The sequence below is a fragment of the Mycoplana sp. 10N416 genome (assembly GCF_056394765.1).
In genome coordinates, this window is sequence record NZ_JBFTIM010000005.1 from 52,360 (window position 1) to 67,587 (window position 15,228).

At 64.8% G+C, this 15,228-nt stretch carries 20 protein-coding genes; 4 read left to right on the plus strand and 16 right to left on the minus strand.

The features are described from left to right. Positions 1-139 precede the first annotated feature (139 nt). The 8 genes from AC1DDS_RS11720 to ruvC all read right to left on the minus strand — a co-directional run bounded on the left by AC1DDS_RS11720 (position 140) and on the right by ruvC (position 4,680). Positions 140-1,042 carry a metallophosphoesterase gene (locus AC1DDS_RS11720; protein ID WP_477479060.1) on the minus strand — a complete coding sequence of 301 codons (903 nt, stop codon included), beginning with the start codon at positions 1,040-1,042 and terminating at the stop codon, positions 140-142. 1 nt (position 1,043) lies between these two features. Further along, positions 1,044-2,084, minus strand: coding sequence for a Holliday junction branch migration DNA helicase RuvB (ruvB, locus tag AC1DDS_RS11725; RefSeq protein WP_374837820.1), 1,041 nt, complete (start codon positions 2,082-2,084; stop codon positions 1,044-1,046). After that, complete coding sequence (locus tag AC1DDS_RS11730) at positions 2,081-2,479, minus strand: PIN domain-containing protein (protein ID WP_477479061.1); 399 nt, start codon at positions 2,477-2,479, stop codon at positions 2,081-2,083. The genes ruvB and AC1DDS_RS11730 overlap by 4 nt, the downstream gene beginning before the upstream one ends. Then, on the minus strand, positions 2,476-2,760 hold the full coding sequence (locus tag AC1DDS_RS11735; RefSeq protein ID WP_477479062.1) for an AbrB/MazE/SpoVT family DNA-binding domain-containing protein: 285 nt from the start codon (positions 2,758-2,760) through the stop codon (positions 2,476-2,478). Before AC1DDS_RS11735 ends, AC1DDS_RS11730 begins: the two co-directional genes overlap by 4 nt. 62 nt (positions 2,761-2,822) lie before the next feature. Continuing rightward, positions 2,823-3,440, minus strand: coding sequence for a Holliday junction branch migration protein RuvA (gene ruvA, locus AC1DDS_RS11740; protein WP_310421827.1), 618 nt, complete (start codon positions 3,438-3,440; stop codon positions 2,823-2,825). Positions 3,441-3,450: 10 nt separating this feature from the next. Continuing rightward, positions 3,451-3,864: a type II toxin-antitoxin system VapC family toxin gene (locus AC1DDS_RS11745; protein WP_477479063.1), complete on the minus strand. Its 414-nt coding sequence runs from the start codon at positions 3,862-3,864 to the stop codon at positions 3,451-3,453. After that, the gene (locus AC1DDS_RS11750; RefSeq protein ID WP_477479064.1) at positions 3,864-4,088 is read right to left on the minus strand and encodes an AbrB/MazE/SpoVT family DNA-binding domain-containing protein; all 225 of its coding nucleotides are present in this window, start codon (positions 4,086-4,088) and stop codon (positions 3,864-3,866) included. Before AC1DDS_RS11750 ends, AC1DDS_RS11745 begins: the two co-directional genes overlap by 1 nt. A 79-nt stretch (positions 4,089-4,167) precedes the next feature. Beyond that, the gene (gene ruvC / locus AC1DDS_RS11755; RefSeq protein ID WP_477479065.1) at positions 4,168-4,680 is read right to left on the minus strand and encodes a crossover junction endodeoxyribonuclease RuvC; all 513 of its coding nucleotides are present in this window, start codon (positions 4,678-4,680) and stop codon (positions 4,168-4,170) included. A 160-nt stretch (positions 4,681-4,840) separates the two neighbouring features. Between ruvC and AC1DDS_RS11760 the strand changes: the two genes are divergently transcribed. Then, the gene (locus tag AC1DDS_RS11760) at positions 4,841-5,836 is read left to right on the plus strand and encodes an LLM class flavin-dependent oxidoreductase (RefSeq protein WP_477479066.1); all 996 of its coding nucleotides are present in this window, start codon (positions 4,841-4,843) and stop codon (positions 5,834-5,836) included. A 2-nt stretch (positions 5,837-5,838) separates the two neighbouring features. Here AC1DDS_RS11760 and AC1DDS_RS11765 read toward each other — a convergent pair whose 3' ends face one another. The 3 genes from AC1DDS_RS11765 to AC1DDS_RS11775 form a co-directional block, all read right to left on the minus strand. Beyond that, complete coding sequence (locus tag AC1DDS_RS11765) at positions 5,839-6,474, minus strand: HAD hydrolase-like protein (RefSeq protein WP_477479067.1); 636 nt, start codon at positions 6,472-6,474, stop codon at positions 5,839-5,841. A gap of 71 nt (positions 6,475-6,545) precedes the next feature. Then, a complete protein-coding gene (locus AC1DDS_RS11770) occupies positions 6,546-7,292 on the minus strand; it encodes a YebC/PmpR family DNA-binding transcriptional regulator (RefSeq protein ID WP_477479068.1) in 747 nt (248 codons plus the stop codon). 207 nt (positions 7,293-7,499) lie between these two features. Then, entirely contained in the window at positions 7,500-8,321 is an 822-nt protein-coding gene (locus AC1DDS_RS11775) for an MBL fold metallo-hydrolase (RefSeq protein ID WP_477479069.1), read from the minus strand. A 163-nt stretch (positions 8,322-8,484) separates the two neighbouring features. On the opposite strand from AC1DDS_RS11775, the gene AC1DDS_RS11780 reads away from it, so the two are divergent. Continuing rightward, positions 8,485-9,027: a pyridoxamine 5'-phosphate oxidase family protein gene (locus AC1DDS_RS11780; protein ID WP_477479070.1), complete on the plus strand. Its 543-nt coding sequence runs from the start codon at positions 8,485-8,487 to the stop codon at positions 9,025-9,027. Between the two features lie 76 nt (positions 9,028-9,103). Here AC1DDS_RS11780 and AC1DDS_RS11785 read toward each other — a convergent pair whose 3' ends face one another. Genes AC1DDS_RS11785 through AC1DDS_RS11795 form a run of 3 tightly spaced genes read right to left on the minus strand, consistent with a single transcriptional unit; the run spans position 9,104 to position 10,661 of the window. Next, entirely contained in the window at positions 9,104-9,232 is a 129-nt protein-coding gene (locus tag AC1DDS_RS11785; RefSeq protein ID WP_477479071.1) for a BrnA antitoxin family protein, read from the minus strand. Positions 9,233-9,243: 11 nt separating this feature from the next. Further along, positions 9,244-10,068 (minus strand): TIGR00282 family metallophosphoesterase, encoded by an 825-nt coding sequence (locus tag AC1DDS_RS11790; RefSeq protein WP_477479072.1) that lies wholly within the window; start codon positions 10,066-10,068, stop codon positions 9,244-9,246. Then, positions 10,068-10,661, minus strand: coding sequence for a 5-formyltetrahydrofolate cyclo-ligase (locus AC1DDS_RS11795; RefSeq protein ID WP_477479073.1), 594 nt, complete (start codon positions 10,659-10,661; stop codon positions 10,068-10,070). The genes AC1DDS_RS11790 and AC1DDS_RS11795 overlap by 1 nt, the downstream gene beginning before the upstream one ends. A 134-nt stretch (positions 10,662-10,795) precedes the next feature. Between AC1DDS_RS11795 and AC1DDS_RS11800 the strand changes: the two genes are divergently transcribed. After that, complete coding sequence (locus AC1DDS_RS11800) at positions 10,796-11,197, plus strand: helix-turn-helix transcriptional regulator (protein WP_477479074.1); 402 nt, start codon at positions 10,796-10,798, stop codon at positions 11,195-11,197. 39 nt (positions 11,198-11,236) lie between these two features. Here AC1DDS_RS11800 and AC1DDS_RS11805 read toward each other — a convergent pair whose 3' ends face one another. Then, a complete protein-coding gene (locus tag AC1DDS_RS11805; protein ID WP_477479075.1) occupies positions 11,237-12,220 on the minus strand; it encodes a sugar-binding transcriptional regulator in 984 nt (327 codons plus the stop codon). Between the two features lie 291 nt (positions 12,221-12,511). On the opposite strand from AC1DDS_RS11805, the gene tal reads away from it, so the two are divergent. After that, entirely contained in the window at positions 12,512-13,474 is a 963-nt protein-coding gene (gene tal / locus AC1DDS_RS11810) for a transaldolase (RefSeq protein WP_477479076.1), read from the plus strand. A gap of 57 nt (positions 13,475-13,531) precedes the next feature. On the opposite strand, the gene AC1DDS_RS11815 is transcribed toward tal, so the two are convergent. Beyond that, positions 13,532-15,064 carry a hypothetical protein gene (locus AC1DDS_RS11815; RefSeq protein WP_477479077.1) on the minus strand — a complete coding sequence of 511 codons (1,533 nt, stop codon included), beginning with the start codon at positions 15,062-15,064 and terminating at the stop codon, positions 13,532-13,534. Between the last annotated feature and the right edge of the window lie 164 nt (positions 15,065-15,228).

Consider the following 15,228-nt stretch of genomic DNA (forward strand, 5'->3'; position numbering starts at 1 on the left):
GCTGCGAGGATACGCCCTTCTGATCAAGCTGTGTATCAATGCCCGCCGCGACTCAGGCGACGAGCATCAGCCTTGTGGCGGGACGGGCCGGCAGCACGCGGCTTCGCCACGAGGCGGCCGTACGGCGCATTCCAACGGCTCAGCCGAGTTCGATGACCGTGATTTCCGGCGGCGAGCCGAAGCGGATCGGCGCAATCGAGCAGCCTAGCCCTCCGGAGACGATCATGTCGTGCCCCTGCTCAACCACCTGCCCGTAGGCATAGCGGTTGCCGTAGGCCGACGGCACGACGGGTGCATAGCCGAGAAACCGGACCTGGCCGCCATGGGTATGGCCGGACAGCGTCAAGCAGACGCGCAACGGCACGCGCGGAAAGATGTCCGGCTCGTGCGCGAGCAGGATCACCGGGGCATCGTCCGTCACCTGCGCCAGCGTGCCGTCGAGGTCGTCGAGCCCGATGAAAGATGTGCGGTTCCATCGCTTGCCGGGTCGCAGGGCGAGCTGGTCCTCGAGCCCGGCCAGCCAGAAGGCGTGGCCATCCTTTCCCAACTGCTTCGCCGTGTTGGCATATACATCGACGCCGATATCCCTCAGCGCGCGATGGCCAAATGTGTCGCCGCCTCCGGCTTCCTGTGCGGTCAGGTCCTCCCACCAGTCATGGTTGCCCATGATCGCATGGACACCGAGTGGGGCCCGCAGGATGGACATTGCCTTCGACCAGTCCTTGGAGTGAACATTGCCGGTCACCAGGTTCATGCCGGCGGCATAGTCGCCGAGAAGCACGATCAGATCGCCTTCGAGCGCGTTGGCCGCCTCGCAGATCCGTCCGATGCGCTCGGCACTCATCCATGGCTCGCAGGCGTGGATGTCGGCGAGCGCGACGATGCGCAGCTTCAGCCCCTCCGGCCAGTTTGCCGGGCGCAGCCGGTATTCGGCGGTGCGAAGCCTGAGCATCGGCTCGATGCCGAAGGCGTAGCTGCTGGTAGCGAAGCCGGTGAAGGCGACGCCGCCCAGGGCCCTCAGCAGACCGCGCCGGGTGATCACCTCAGTCCTCCTCGGAAAACAGCCGGAACTGCGACGCCTCCAGGTCCTTCGGCGGCTGCAGCCCGAGGTGCTTCCAGGCGTTGGCCGTCAGGACGCGGCCACGCGGCGTCCGTTGGATAAAGCCCTGCTGGATCATGTAGGGCTCGATGATGTCTTCGATCGCGTCGCGCGGCTCCGACAAACCCGCGGCGATCGTCTCGATGCCGACCGGCCCGCCGCCGAAATTGTGCGCGATCATCGACAGGTAGCGCCGGTCGAGTTGGTCGAGGCCCATGTTGTCGACCAGCAGCCGTGTCAGTGCCTCGTCGGCGATCGTCTTCGTCACCGCCTCCGCCTTCGCCACCTCCGCAAAGTCGCGCACCCGCCGCAGCAGCCGGCCGGCGATGCGCGGCGTGCCGCGGGCGCGGCGGGCGATCTCGCGCGCGCCCTCGTCCGTCATGCCGAGCCCCATCAGCCGCGCGCCGCGCCGCACGATCGATTCCAGCTCCTCGACCGTGTAGAAATTGAGCCGCACCGGAATGCCGAAGCGGTCGCGCAGCGGCGTCGTCAAAAGTCCGAGCCGCGTTGTCGCAGCCACCAGCGTGAACTTCGACAGGTCGATCTTCACCGAGCGCGCCGCCGGTCCCTCGCCGATGATCAGGTCGAGCTGGAAATCCTCCATCGCCGGATAGAGGATTTCCTCGACGGCCGGATTGAGCCGGTGGATCTCGTCGATGAAGAGCACGTCGCGCTCCTCGAGATTGGTCAGCAGCGCGGCGAGGTCGCCGGCCTTGGCGATCACCGGCCCCGAGGTGGAGCGGAAGTTGACACCGAGCTCCTTCGCCATGATCTGCGCCAGCGTCGTCTTGCCGAGCCCGGGCGGGCCGACGAACAGCACGTGGTCGAGCGCCTCGCCGCGGTTCTTCGCCGCCTCGATGAAGATCTTCAGGTTGGCGCGGGCCTCCGCCTGGCCGGTGAAGTCGTCGAGCGTCTGCGGGCGCAGCGCGGCATCGACATCCTCGCCGCGCCGTTCGGAGGAGATGAGCCGTGCGGCTTCGGTCATGTCAGAAGTTCCATTCCATCGACGGAGCGTGCTGCGACCCGGTCAAACGTCATCGTCGTGCGGCAGCCCGCCTTCAAGCCCGACCACGCGACGAGGTAATCGGCAATGTCCGGCTCCGGTTCATCGCCCCCGTTGAGGAGGGCATCGAGTTCCTCGGTATGTTCAATGATCAGGCTGTCGCTTGCCAGAAGGTCCCTGAGAATTGCGACGATTTGCGGCATCGGGAAACCGAACCGCCGTCGGAGCACCCAGACCGTTTCCGCCAGTGCCACCGCACTGAGGAAGGCCGGATCGTCCGTCGTTCGTTCCGACAGGAACTGTCTAGCGCCGGCGTTCTGGTCCGGGTCGTCGTTGACCAGAAACCGGATCAGCACATTCGTATCGACACCGATCATTTCTTCGACCCGGACGATTCACGCGTGATCCGCGCATCGTCCGCCGCCGCCGCGTCCATGACCGCTTCCTTCATTTCCTCGATGCTGAGGCGAACACCGTTCGGCGGATCGCCGAGAACGCCCGCGAGGTCGGCGAGCTTCTTGTTCTTCGGGATCGCGACAACCTGCCCATTGCGGACACTTACATAGAAGCGTGTGCCGGGCTTCAGGTTCAAAGCCTCCCTCACGTCCTTCGGGATCGTCAGTTGCCCTTTCGTCGTGAGCGTCGTGAAAGCGCCCATGTCTTACAAATTCTCCAAATTCCTACCGACAGCAGGATAGTAAGAAATGCCGTGCCGGACAATCACCGCGCCAACTCCTTCAGCCCCAGCCGGATCAACTTGGCGCTGTCGGCGCCCTCGCCGCCGTTCTTCAGCGCCGCGGCGACGGCGTTCGCCGCCTGGTCGCGCGAATAGCCAAGATTGGTGAGCGCCGAGACGGCGTCGGCGACCGGGGCCGGCGCCACGCCCTCGCCGATCTCCTGCTTCAGGCCGATGGCCTGCCCGGCGTCACCGGCGAAGGCCGGCGCCTTGTTCTTCAATTCGGTGATGATGCGCACGGCCACCTTCGGCCCGACGCCCGGCGCCCGCGACACCTGCACCTTGTCCTGCAGCGCGATCGCGTTGGCAAGCTCGCCCGGCGTCAGCGTCGACAGCACCGCCAGCGCCACCTTCGAGCCGACCCCCTGCACGCTCTGCAGGAGCCGGAACCACTCCCGCTCCAGCGCCGACAGAAAGCCGAACAGTTTTAACTGGTCCTCGCGCACATAGGTCTCGATGAACAGCACCGCCGCCTCGCCGGCCGAACCGAGCTTGCCAAGCGTCCGCGCCGAGCAGAAGGCGACGTAGCCAACCCCATGGACGTCGAGGACCACATGGTCGTCGCCGATCTCGTCGATAGTGCCTTTGAGTTTGCCGATCATGAAAGGTCCGTCAGGGATGGGTTTCGGGTGTGATCAAACGGATCATCGGAAAATAGGTTTTATAGCGCGCGGGATCGCGGGTCAGCAGATTATGCCCGCGCACCATGGCGTGCGCACCGATATAGAAATCCGGCAGGGGTGAACGCTTGTCGCCACCGCCCCGCTTATATTGCAGGAAAGCATGCCCCGCGGCGTGCGCCGCCTCCCACGGCAGGTCCTCGCGAAGAAACGACACCGGCGAGAGAGCCGCATCGAGCGCGCCGACGGTGGCGAAACCGGCAGCCATCTCGGCATAGATCAACGGGTTGATCAGTAGATCACCCTGCCGCCTTGCCTCTGTGACCGCGTGAAGAGACCACTCCTCAAAGACGCTGCCGGAATGGAAGAGATCGATCAGGACATTGGTGTCGACAAGCGTGGCCATCAATCGCGCAACAGCTTGTAGAAGGCATCGCCGTCGAGGTCGCCAAGTGCCATCGAGCCCTTGTGACGGTGAAGATGCTCGGCCAGTGCCTGAACGTCCCGCTCGCGTTCGTCGGCAGACGGCTCGACAAGGCGCAGCACGGCACTGTCGCCCTGAAGCACGAACTCCACCTCCGATCCCGGCACGATGCCAAGATTGTTTCGCACATTCCGCGGGATCGTCACTTGGCCTTTTTCCGTTACACGCATTGTAATACCTCTTCGGTATTACTTATCGTCACAACCAGAACAAGTCAAGAACAAATCAGCCGGCGAGCTTGGCGATCCGACTGGCCAGGTTGCCGCGGTTGTGCGCGTGGCAGATGGCGATGGCGAGCGCGTCGGCGGCGTCGGGGCCCTTGAACTCCGCCTTCGGCATCAGCACCTTCAGCATCATCTGGATCTGCTGCTTGTCGCCGTGGCCGACGCCGATCACCGCCTTCTTCACCGCGTTCGGCGCATATTCGGCGACCCGCAGGCCGGCGCGCGCCGGCACCAGCATGGCGATGCCGCGCGCCTGTCCCAGCTTCAGCGTCGCCGTCGCGTCCTTGTTGACGAAGGTCTGCTCGACCGCCGCCTCGTCCGGCTGGTGGGCATGGATGATCTCCGCCAGCCCGTCATGCAACTGGCAGAGCCGCGAGGCCAAATCCATGTCGCCGTCGGAGGTCACCGTGCCGGAGGCGACAAAACGCAACGAGTTGCCGAGCGCCTCGATAATGCCCCAGCCGGTGCGGCGAAGCCCCGGATCGATGCCGATGATGCGAATCGTGCCCTGCATGGTCGAACCCTAGTGAAGACAGCGCGACCCTGCCAGCGAAATGTGAACAAAACAAAAACATCCACAAGGCCGGCCGGAAACGGCGTCGGACCGTTTGGATTTCACTGAATTGAACCTACATGGGAGTTCATTCAAAACTCTTCATGATGAGGCCCGCCCCATGATCCCGTTCTCAATCCTCGATCTCTCCCCGGTCGTCGAAGGCGGCACCGTCGCCCAATCCCTCGCCAATTCGCAGCGGCTGGCGCAAGAGGCGGAGGCACAGGGCTACAAGCGGGTCTGGCTGGCCGAGCATCACGGCATGCGCGGCATCGCCAGCGCCGCCACGTCGCTGGTGATCCAGCATATCGCCGCCGGAACAAACAGCATCCGCGTCGGCGCTGGCGGCATCATGCTGCCGAACCATTCGCCGCTGGTCATCGCCGAGCAGTTCGGCACGCTGGAAGCGCTGTTTCCCGGCCGCATCGATCTCGGTCTCGGCCGCGCACCCGGCACCGACATGCTGACGGCCCGGGCGCTACGGCGAAACATGGAAGCCTCGGCCGAGAATTTTCCGCAGGACGTGGTCGACCTGATGGCGCTGCTCGGCCCGGTCCAGCCGAACCAGAAGATCGTCGCCGTGCCCGGTGCGGACAGCAACGTCCCGGTCTGGCTGCTGGGCTCCAGCCACTATTCCGCCCATCTCGCCGGCATGCTCGGCCTGCCCTTCGCCTTCGCCTCGCATTTCGCGCCCGACATGCTGCTGTCGGCGCTGGAGATCTACCGCGAGCGCTTCCAGCCATCGCAATACCTCGACAAGCCCCAGGTCATGGTGGGCGTCATGGGCGTCGCGGCCGACACGGACGAAGAAGCAAGGTTTCACTTCACCTCGATGCAGCAGTCCTTCGTTGCGCTGCGCCGCGGCGCGCCGACCGCCTTCCCGCCGCCGGTCGAAAGCATGGAGGGACATTGGAGCGAGCAGGAAAAGATCATGGTCGAACACACGCTGCAATATGCCGTGGTCGGCGGGCCTAAAACCGCTCGCGACCAGATCGCCCGTTTCCTCGATCTGACCAAGGCCGATGAACTGATCATTTCCATGCCGGTCTTCGACATGGAATCCCGGCTGAAATCCGTGCGCTTGTTTGCCAAGGCGCGGGCAGCGCTCGCCGCCTGACCTCAGCCGCGGGTCCCGGCGAGCGTGGCCGATATATCCTCGACCTTGGCGAAGAACAGGTCCGGTCCGAGGCTCCTGAGAAAGCCCGGATCGGCGTAACCCCAACCGACCGAGCCGGCGGCGATGCCGCAATCGCGGGCCGCCTCGATGTCGCGAGCTTCGTCGCCGATTGACAGCGCCCGCCCGGGTGCCACCGACGTCGCCTTCAACAGCCGGCGAAAATGCCGCGCCTTTCCGAACAGCGAAGCGCCGCAACCGAAGTGATCGATGTGCCTGGCGTTGTCGCCGAGTGCTGTGCGAACGACCGTCTCACGATTGGAGCTGACGATGGCGATGCGCGCGCCCGCCGCCTTCAGCGATGCCAGCATCGGCTCGACGCCGGCAAACAGGCGGATCTCGGAAGCATGCGCCTCGGCCTGCCGGCGCATGAATGCCGCGATCGCCGGCAGCTTCCAGAACGGCACGCCCATGTGGGCGATGATCTCGCGGTTGCCCTTGGAGCGCAGTTCGTCGAATTCCGGACGCGACATCCGGCGAAAGCCGAAACGATCCGCCGCCTGGTTGGTTGCGGTCATGAACCAGTCGCCGGTGTCGGCAAGGGTTCCGTCGAAATCGAAGATGACAAGGTCGTAGGTCATGCAGGATAGGTCATGAAAAAAGCCCGCGCCTCGAAAGGCACGGGCGGGATATTGATCGGTACGTCTGCCCGTCAGGCGGAAAGCTTGGCCAGCACCTCGTCGGAAACCTCGAAGTTCGAGTAGACGTTCTGCACGTCGTCGTCGTCCTCGAGCGTATCGATGAGCTTCATCAGCGACTGCGCCTTTTCCTCGTCGACCGGCACGGTGTTCTGCGCCTTCCAGATCGCCTTGACGGTCTCGGCCTCGCCGAGCGTCGCTTCGAGCGCCTTGGACACCTCGCCGATGCTCTCGAAGGCGCAATAGATCGTGTGCTCTTCCTCGTCGGTCTCGACGTCGTCGGCACCCGCCTCGATCGCCGCTTCCATCACCTTGTCGGCGTCGCCGGCCGAAAGCTTGTAGGTGATCTCGCCGACGTGGTCGAAGGAGAAGGACACCGAACCGGTTTCGCCGAGCGCGCCGCCGGCCTTGGTGAAGGTCGAGCGGACCGAGGAGGCGGTGCGGTTGCGGTTGTCGGTCAGCGCCTCGACGATGACGGCGACGCCGCCCGGTCCGTAGCCCTCGTAGCGGACTTCCTCGTAGTTCTCCGCATCGCCGCCGGAGGCCTTCTTGATGGCGCGCTCGATGTTGTCCTTCGGCATCGACTGCGCCTTGGCGTTCTGGATCGCCAGCCGCAGCCGCGGGTTCATGGCCGGATCGGGCATGCCCGTCTTGGCGGCAACGGTGATTTCGCGTGCGAGCTTGGAGAACATTTTCGAGCGCACGGAATCCTGGCGACCCTTGCGATGCATGATGTTCTTGAACTGTGAATGGCCTGCCATGACACCCCTTGATCTGTCTGGCGCGACGGCGACGATCCGCTCCGGGAGCGACGGCCGGCGCTGTTTCGGTTCGGGAGCGCACCCATCCGCGTCCAGTCCGGCCCGGCGGCTCCGATTTTGGAAAATGGCGCCTTATAGTTTCATTGAGGCCATCCGTCCAGAAGGGCCTATAAAAACGTCGTCGGCACCGGGCGTGGGCTGTCTCGCTCAGACGCCCTTGAGGACCAGGATCGTCGGTCGCCGCGGCAGGGAACGGGTGGAGACCGCGACACTCGCCGTGTCGGCGATGGAAACGTCGAAATCCTCGTCGAACATGGACAGGAACTGCGCAATCGGCGGGCCGCGCCGGTGCATCGGCAGGATCAGCGCCGAGCGCAGCCGCTCGACCACGCGGCTCATGCTCTCTGCCCCCATCGTCAGGCCGCCGTCGACCGGCACCATCAGCACGTCGAGCCGGCCGATCTCGGCATATTGCTTGCCGGTCAGTTCGTGATGCAGGTGGCCGAGATGGCCGATGCAGAGCCCCGCGACCTCGAAGATGAAGATGGAATTGCCGTTTTCCTGCATCGCTCCGCCCCAGCCGCGGATGTCCGTCGGCACGTTGCGGATATAGACGTCGCCGACGACGAGATCATGGTCGGCCGGCCCGCCGTCGTCGCGCCAGCCGTGCAGCACATGAGCGATGCCGGGATCGGGCGCCAGCGTGTAGTGGCTTGAGTGCGCCCTGTTCATCGTCACCACGGTCGGCAGCAATGGTAGTCTGAACCACCCGTTGTAGTCGGTCGCGATCTTAACCCCGCCCGCCGTCTCGATGAAGAAGGTGGAATGCCCGATGTAGGTGATCTCGACCGTGCCGTCGTTTTGGACGTCGCCGGCGGACCGGACGCTTGCGAAGACCGCCGCCGGCAGCGCCTGCGCGATCATCTGGCACTGGCTGGCTGGCTTTTCCGCCTCCTGAGCCTGCGCCGGCGCGACCAGGGCAAGGACGCAAAACAGGGGCAGCAGCAAAATGAATCGGACGTGCAACATCGGCGGCTCCGATCGTCGACAGCGGGCACTATGCCTCTCGCGCGCCACCGGGTCGAGCCGCCGGCCGGCCGGCCCGGTTCACAATCCCGTCACCGGTCGGCCCGGAACAATCGCGATGTCCGACACGTTGCGCCGGCAGTTGGAACAGCAAAGGAGCAATCTCATGACGAGCCTGGCCCGCGCCCGCGAAAACCCCCGCGAACAGCTCTTCGACGAGATCGACCGGATCGATGCCGGCATGCTCGGGCTCGAGCGGGTTCGCTTGCACCCGCAACCGATGGCCCCGCATCTCGATCGGCAGACGAACACGATCTGGTTCTTCACCAAGACCGACACCGATCTTGCCGAGGCGATCGCCGATGGCGACGGCGAACGCGGCATTTTCTGCCTCGTTGGCAAGGATCATGACTATCACGCCTCGCTCGCCGGCCGCATCACCGTCGAGAAGAACCTGGCGAAGATCGACGAATATTGGAACTCGGTCGTCGAGGCTTGGTACGATCACGGCAAGGACGACCCGAAGCTGACCATGCTGGCCCTGCGGATGGACGACGCCGCGATCTGGGCCTCCACTGGCAGCACGCTGAAGTTCGGCTGGGAGATCGCCAAGGCGAATTTCAACGCCGACGAGGAACCAGAGGTCGGCGTACGCGCGCATGTCGTCTTCGGCGAAGTGCCGGCGGAACCGCGCCAGTGGCTGAGTTGAGCCTGTTTCGCGGCGCCCCGCGGCCAGCGGCACCCTGCGCCGCTGACCCACGATCCACCTGTCTCCGGATGTCGGCTCAGATTTTGGCGCGCTTCAGCACCTGGTTGATGCGCGCCTGCCATCCCTTGCCCGTCGCCTTGAACTTCTCTCGATCACCCTCGAGGTCGAGCCGCAGCGAGATCTGTTGCTTCGGCCGTCCAAGCACAATTTGGAGGCTTAGACCCAGAAGTCCGGGATCGTCTCCGTGAGCCGCGGCCCCAGCCGCAGCGGTGCGATCTTCTCGGCAAGTCCGGTCCGGTCGGAGATCTCGATGCCGACGCCGCAGATGGTGGCCGGCCCGCTTGCCGCCTCGAAGCGGCCCTTCGGCATCTTCGAGATGAAGCGGTTGAGCGGCTCCTCCTTGTCCATGCCGAGCGATGAGTCGTAGTCGCCGCACATACCGGCGTCCGACATGTAGCCGGTGCCGCCGTTGAGGATCTGGCAGTCGGCCGTCGGCACATGCGTATGCGTGCCGATCACCGCGCTCGCCCGGCCGTCGACGAAATGGCCAAAACATTGCTTCTCGCTGGTTGCCTCGGCGTGGAAGTCGAAGATGATCGCATCGGCCTGCTCGCCGAGCGGGCACGACGACAGGATCGCCTCGCCTGCCGTGAAGGGGTCGTCCAGTTCCGGGTGCATGAAGACCCGGCCCATGACGTTGGCAACCAGCACGCGGGCGCCGTTCCGGGCAAAGAACAGGTTGGAGCCGCGGCCGGGGGTGCCGGCCGGATAGTTGGCCGGGCGCAGGAACTGGTCGTGGCGGCCGGCAAACGTCACGGCCTCCTTCTGGTCCCAGACATGGTTGCCGGTGGTCACCACGTCGGCGCCGGCGTTGATCGTCTCCTGGAAGATCTCCTCGGTGATGCCGAAGCCGCCGGCGGCGTTCTCACCGTTGACGACGACGAAATCGAGCTTGAGGTCCGAGATCAGGCCCGGCAGCCGGTTCCACACCGCGGTCCTGCCCGTCTTGCCCACCATGTCGCCTAAAAACAGAAAGCGCATCAGCCCTCTCCACCCTGTCCGTTGAATATCCGAAAACCACTCTCCGTCAGGACGGCATCGAGCGGCACGTCATGCGCTTCGGCCGGCACCGAGGGCACTTCCTGGCAGTCGAAGGCGATGCCGATCAGGCGGGGTGAGCGCCCTTTCGCGCGCAGCCGGTCGATGGCCCGGTCGTAGTGGCCCGCACCGTATCCGATCCGATGCCCGCTCGTATCAAAGGCCGAAAGCGGAACCAGCAGGATTTCCGGATCGAGGAGTGCGGCCTCGGGACCCGGCCCCGTCGTGCCGAAACCGGTGTGGATCAATGGTGCGCCACGCACCAGTTCGCGGAAGACGATGGTTTCCCGGTCGAGCACGACGGGAAGCGACAGCCGGGCGCCGCGCTCGGCCAAGCGCGCCATCAGCGGGCGAATGTCGGCCTCGGAGCGAATCGGCCAGAAACCCGAGATCACCGCGCCGGGATCGATGGCGATCACGTCGCCGGCGTGGTCCGCCATGGCGAGACTGCCCTCGATGCGGGCCTCCACCGGCATTTTGTCCCGAAGCGCCAGCTTCTCGTTGCGAAGCGCGGCTTTCAGTTCTTTCGGCGTCACGCGGCTCTTCCCGTTGCTGATCGTTTTGCTTCCCATAGCGCCGGACAGCGCCACCCGCAACCGCCGGACGCGACGGACGTCGCCAAGCCCCGAAACCTTTGGATACAGGCAAGGGTGCCGGACGGTGTCGACACGTGCCGTTTCGCGACAACCTGGATAAGAAAGCGATTTACGGCTCAACCTTCCGCAAACTCCGCGAAAGTTGCCGGAAAGCCGCAAAGCAGGATAAACGTTTGATAAAGCATCTCGTCAGCTTCGGCTGGAACGACCGCGGAAACCCGCTCTATCACCGCGTCATGTCCACCGTCGATTCGCACTCATCACCCCGGCCGCGTCAGGCCAGGCCGGAGCTTTCGGCCATCGAACTGCGTTGCCTGGCGTTGTGCGCCGAAGGCAAGCCACCGGAGCAGATCGTGATCGAGACCGACTTGCCCCTTTCGCGCGTCGTCGAGGCGCTGACGACGGCCGTGGTGAAGCTGGATGCCCGGAACATTACCTGCGCGATTTCGCGCGCGGCGCTTCTCAACCTCATCTGATACCGACCTGCGCGATCGGGCAGGTTGGCGTCACCGCCCTTACGCCGCCTGCGCCTCCGCCAGCTCCAGCATTGCCAGCGCCGCCCCCTCGTCGGTGATCAGCGTGTTGCAGCTGATCCGCCGGATCGTCGCACGGATCGCCGACGCGCGGTGCGCGCCGCCGGAGACGAGCACGATGTGGTTTGCCTTTTTCACCGTGTCGAGGTCGATCGACATGACCCGGTCGCGGATCGGATGATCGATGGTGCGCCCTTCCGCGTCCAAAAAATTACACATCGTGTCGCAGACGCAGCCGGCCGCCACGAGTTCGTCCAGCACCTGGCGGGGCAGGAAGCCGCGCGACAGCGAGCTGGAGTCTGGCCCGATGTCGCCGCAGCTGACGACGGCGATGTCCATTGTCTCGGCCAGCTCGAACAGCGGCTTCAGCCCGCACTTTTCGATGAGACTGCGCTTCGTCTCGCGGCTGTCGACGAGAAGCGGAGCGAGGAACAGGTAACACTCGGCGCCGAGCTGGCTTGCGATCCGCCAGCTGTATTCGATCGGGTTGATGTGATGCGCCTCGACGACGCCGCCGAGCAGCGAGACGACCTTGACCCGCTCCCGCCGGGCCGGGCGGAAACTTGCGAGCGAGGCGGTCAGCGTGCGGCCCCAGCCGACGCCGATCGTGCAGTCGTCTGGGATCGCCTCGGTGAGGAACTGACCGAGCGCCAGCCCGACGCTCTTGGCCGTGCCCTCGGCGCTGTCGGCCGCCGGCACCACCACCGCCTCGTCCAGGCCGTAGGCCCGCTCCAGCCGCGTCGCCAGCTCCACGCAGTCGCCGACGCCCTCGTCGATCCAGATCTGCACCTCGCCGCGCTTCAGCGCCTCGTCGAGCATGCGGATCACCGTGGACCGGCTGACGCCGAGCTTTTCGGCGACGTCCTTCTGGGTCATGCGCTGGTTGTAGTAGAGCCACGCCGCGCGAAGACGCAGCGACACGCTTTCGGATATGGCCGTGTGCGTTTCGCGCCTCAGTTTCACCAACTGCTCCTCCATCCTTCGCGCCCCGTCCCTGTCGATGGGCTGCCCGCTCATAGCATGGAACCGAAACGGCGCGACATATGTTTAACCGGATGAGCAAAAGTGCTTGACATCGGCGCGAACCGACGACGATAGTCGCCCGTGCCGCAGCGTCACCGACGCCGGGCGCATCTGCATGCGCGGACGCTAGAAGCGGCGCCTTCCCTACCCCGCCGGCGGTGCGTTGTAGGCGACGGCGATCGTTTCGAGCCGACGGTCGGCGCTCACAGGACATCACGAAACGGGATCTCGAACATGACCTCCAAGCTTGAACAACTGCGTAAGATGACGACCGTCGTCGCGGACACCGGCGACATCGAGGCCGTCGCCCGCCTGAAGCCCGTCGACTGCACGACCAACCCGACCATCGTGCTGAAGGCGCTGCACACGCCGATGTTTGCTGACGCCGTCGCCGAGGCGCTGCGCTGGGGTCAGTCGCAGGGCGGCAGCCGCGAGGGCGTCGTCGCCGCCGTCGCCGACCGGCTGGCGATCTCCGTCGGTTCGGCCTTGGCAGAACTCGTGCCCGGCCGCGTCTCCACCGAAGTCGACGCCGACCTCTCCTTCGACACGCAGGCCTCGATCGAAAAGGCGCGCGCCATCATCGCCGCCTATCAGGCGCGCGGCATCGGCCGCGAGCGCATCCTGATCAAGCTCGCCTCGACCTGGGAGGGCATTCGCGCCGCGGAAGTCCTGCAGAAGGAGGGCATCGACTGCAACCTGACGCTGCTCTTCAACAAGGCCCAGGCGATCGCCTGCGCCGATGCCGGCGCCTTCCTGATCTCGCCCTTCGTCGGCCGCATCCTCGACTGGCACGCCAAGGCGACCGGCAAGACCTTCACCGCCGAGGACGATCCCGGCGTGCTGTCGGTGCGCGCGATCTACGACTACTACAAGTCCAACGGCATCAAGACGATCGTCATGGGCGCGTCGTTCCGCAACACCGGCGAGATCGAGGCGCTGGCCGGCTGCGATCGGCTGACGATCAGCCCGCAGCTGCTGGAGGAACTCGACGCGGCGCAGGGCAAGCTCGAGCGCCGGCTCTCGCCCGAAACCGTCAGCCACGTCGCCCCGATCAAGATCGACGAGAAGACCTTCCGCTGGATGCTCAACGAGGACGCCATGGCGACCGAAAAGCTCGCCGAAGGCATCCGCGCCTTCGCCAAGGACCTCGGCGCGCTGCGCGCCCTGGTCGACAAGGAGATAAAGGCTGCGGCCTGATCTCAATACGATCTGCCAAGTTTGCAACGGCCGCCTTTTGGGCGGCCGTTGTGTGTTTCAGGAGAGTGGGGCCGCCTTTCCATGCTGGTTCGGCGCGCGCAGAAAAATGCGGAATCGACCAACTGGCGTGGTTTCCGTGTAGGCCTCCATCAAGCGGTTGAAGGCGTCGTAGCGCCGGAAAAAGCGGAGGTAGTCGAACTGGAGCGCGGCGGGAAGCCCAAGCTTGTCGTTGGCGGCATCAAACGCGATGACCGCCGGTGGGTCGCGTTCAAGTCTGGCCAGGAGGCCGTTGTTATAGGTCTCCGACAGGGCAACGACGCGGGCGGATTGATCGTCTTGCGCTGCGCGGGCAAGCGCCTGAACGTGAGCTGGCAGGTAGATCAACGCGCCAAAGGCATCCCGCCATCGCGCCCCCGATTGAAGCACTGCCGGGTGAATGTCCCGCGGCGAGGTGATGAAAGCAAAGACCGGGGCATGGTCCGGCGAAGAGAACAACCGTGACAGCGCGTCGACGCGCGCGGTTGTACCTTGCCGGGCAAGGCCGTCAGCGAGAAATGGCACGACCGGCTGTAGGCAGGCGATGGCGAACAGCACGAACAATGCCTTTGGGCGCTTGTTCATCGCCGCAAAAAGCAAGCCTGCCGCTGCAGTCCAGTAGAGCGCCGCCGGCATGATGTGGTACTGCCATCCCTTTCGTTGCATCAGGCCTGCAATAAGGAAGCCGACGCCGGCGACGATGAGAACCTGCACCGCTGCGGGTAGGCGCTCCGGCCACCATAGTCGAACGGCGAGGACAAGTGCGCACGCGCTGGCGGCAAGGTAAGTGCCTGCTTGCAAGACGAATTCCAGGCCGCCGACTTCGAAGCCCTTGTAGGCAAGCAAGGCGTTGGGCACGACCGCTTCGAGATAGACGGGGGCGTAGATGATGACAGCAAGAACATAGAGTGCGCCCGCCACCGCCATTGCCGCCAGTTCCGGCCGCAGAAGGTTGAGCGAACGACGCCGCCAGTAAAGCCAGAGCTCGAGGCTGGCTGGAACCGCGAGGAAGTATGGCTTGATCCCGATGCCGGTTGCAGCAACGAGGCCGATCGCAAGCGCAACCGGAAGCCGGACGGGCTGCTGTTCGGCACGCAGTGCCACCAACAGGGCATAGAGCAGTGTCAGGGCAACGGCGATGTGCTCGCGTTGGGCGAAATGATAACCCGGCATGAGAAGCAGAACCGCGGCAAGCGCGGTGGTCGCGGTGGTCAGGGCACCCTTCGTCCAGGACAGCTTGCGCAACATGACCAGCGCGCAAAGCAGGGTGGTCAACTGCAGCAGGAAGATGAAACCACGAAGTACGGCGGCGGGCGAAAGGCCGGAGATTCGCACGACAAGGGCGGGCAGGCCCAGCAACCACATGGACATTGGCGGGTTCACGTCGGCGATGTCGATCCCGATGCGGTCGCCGTCAAGCACCCGGAGGGCTGTGTAGAAATGCCAAGCGGCATCATGGTTGAGAGCGAAAGGAAACTGAATGACAGCCGCAAACGTCGCGAGCAGCGTGATGACAGCCCAAGGGGCCGAAGGAGTTTGCCAGAAGGATCGCATGCCGTCGCCCCGAGTCCCCGACCGCGCGCTCTAGGTGCGCCGGTTCCGATGTCGCGGAGCATACCAACCAATGATTGTATCAACATTAACGCCTCGCTTGCGACGAAACTCGTGACAGCAGCAAAGCCTGGAGTGCGGGATACGAACGGCGTTTCTAAGCGAGG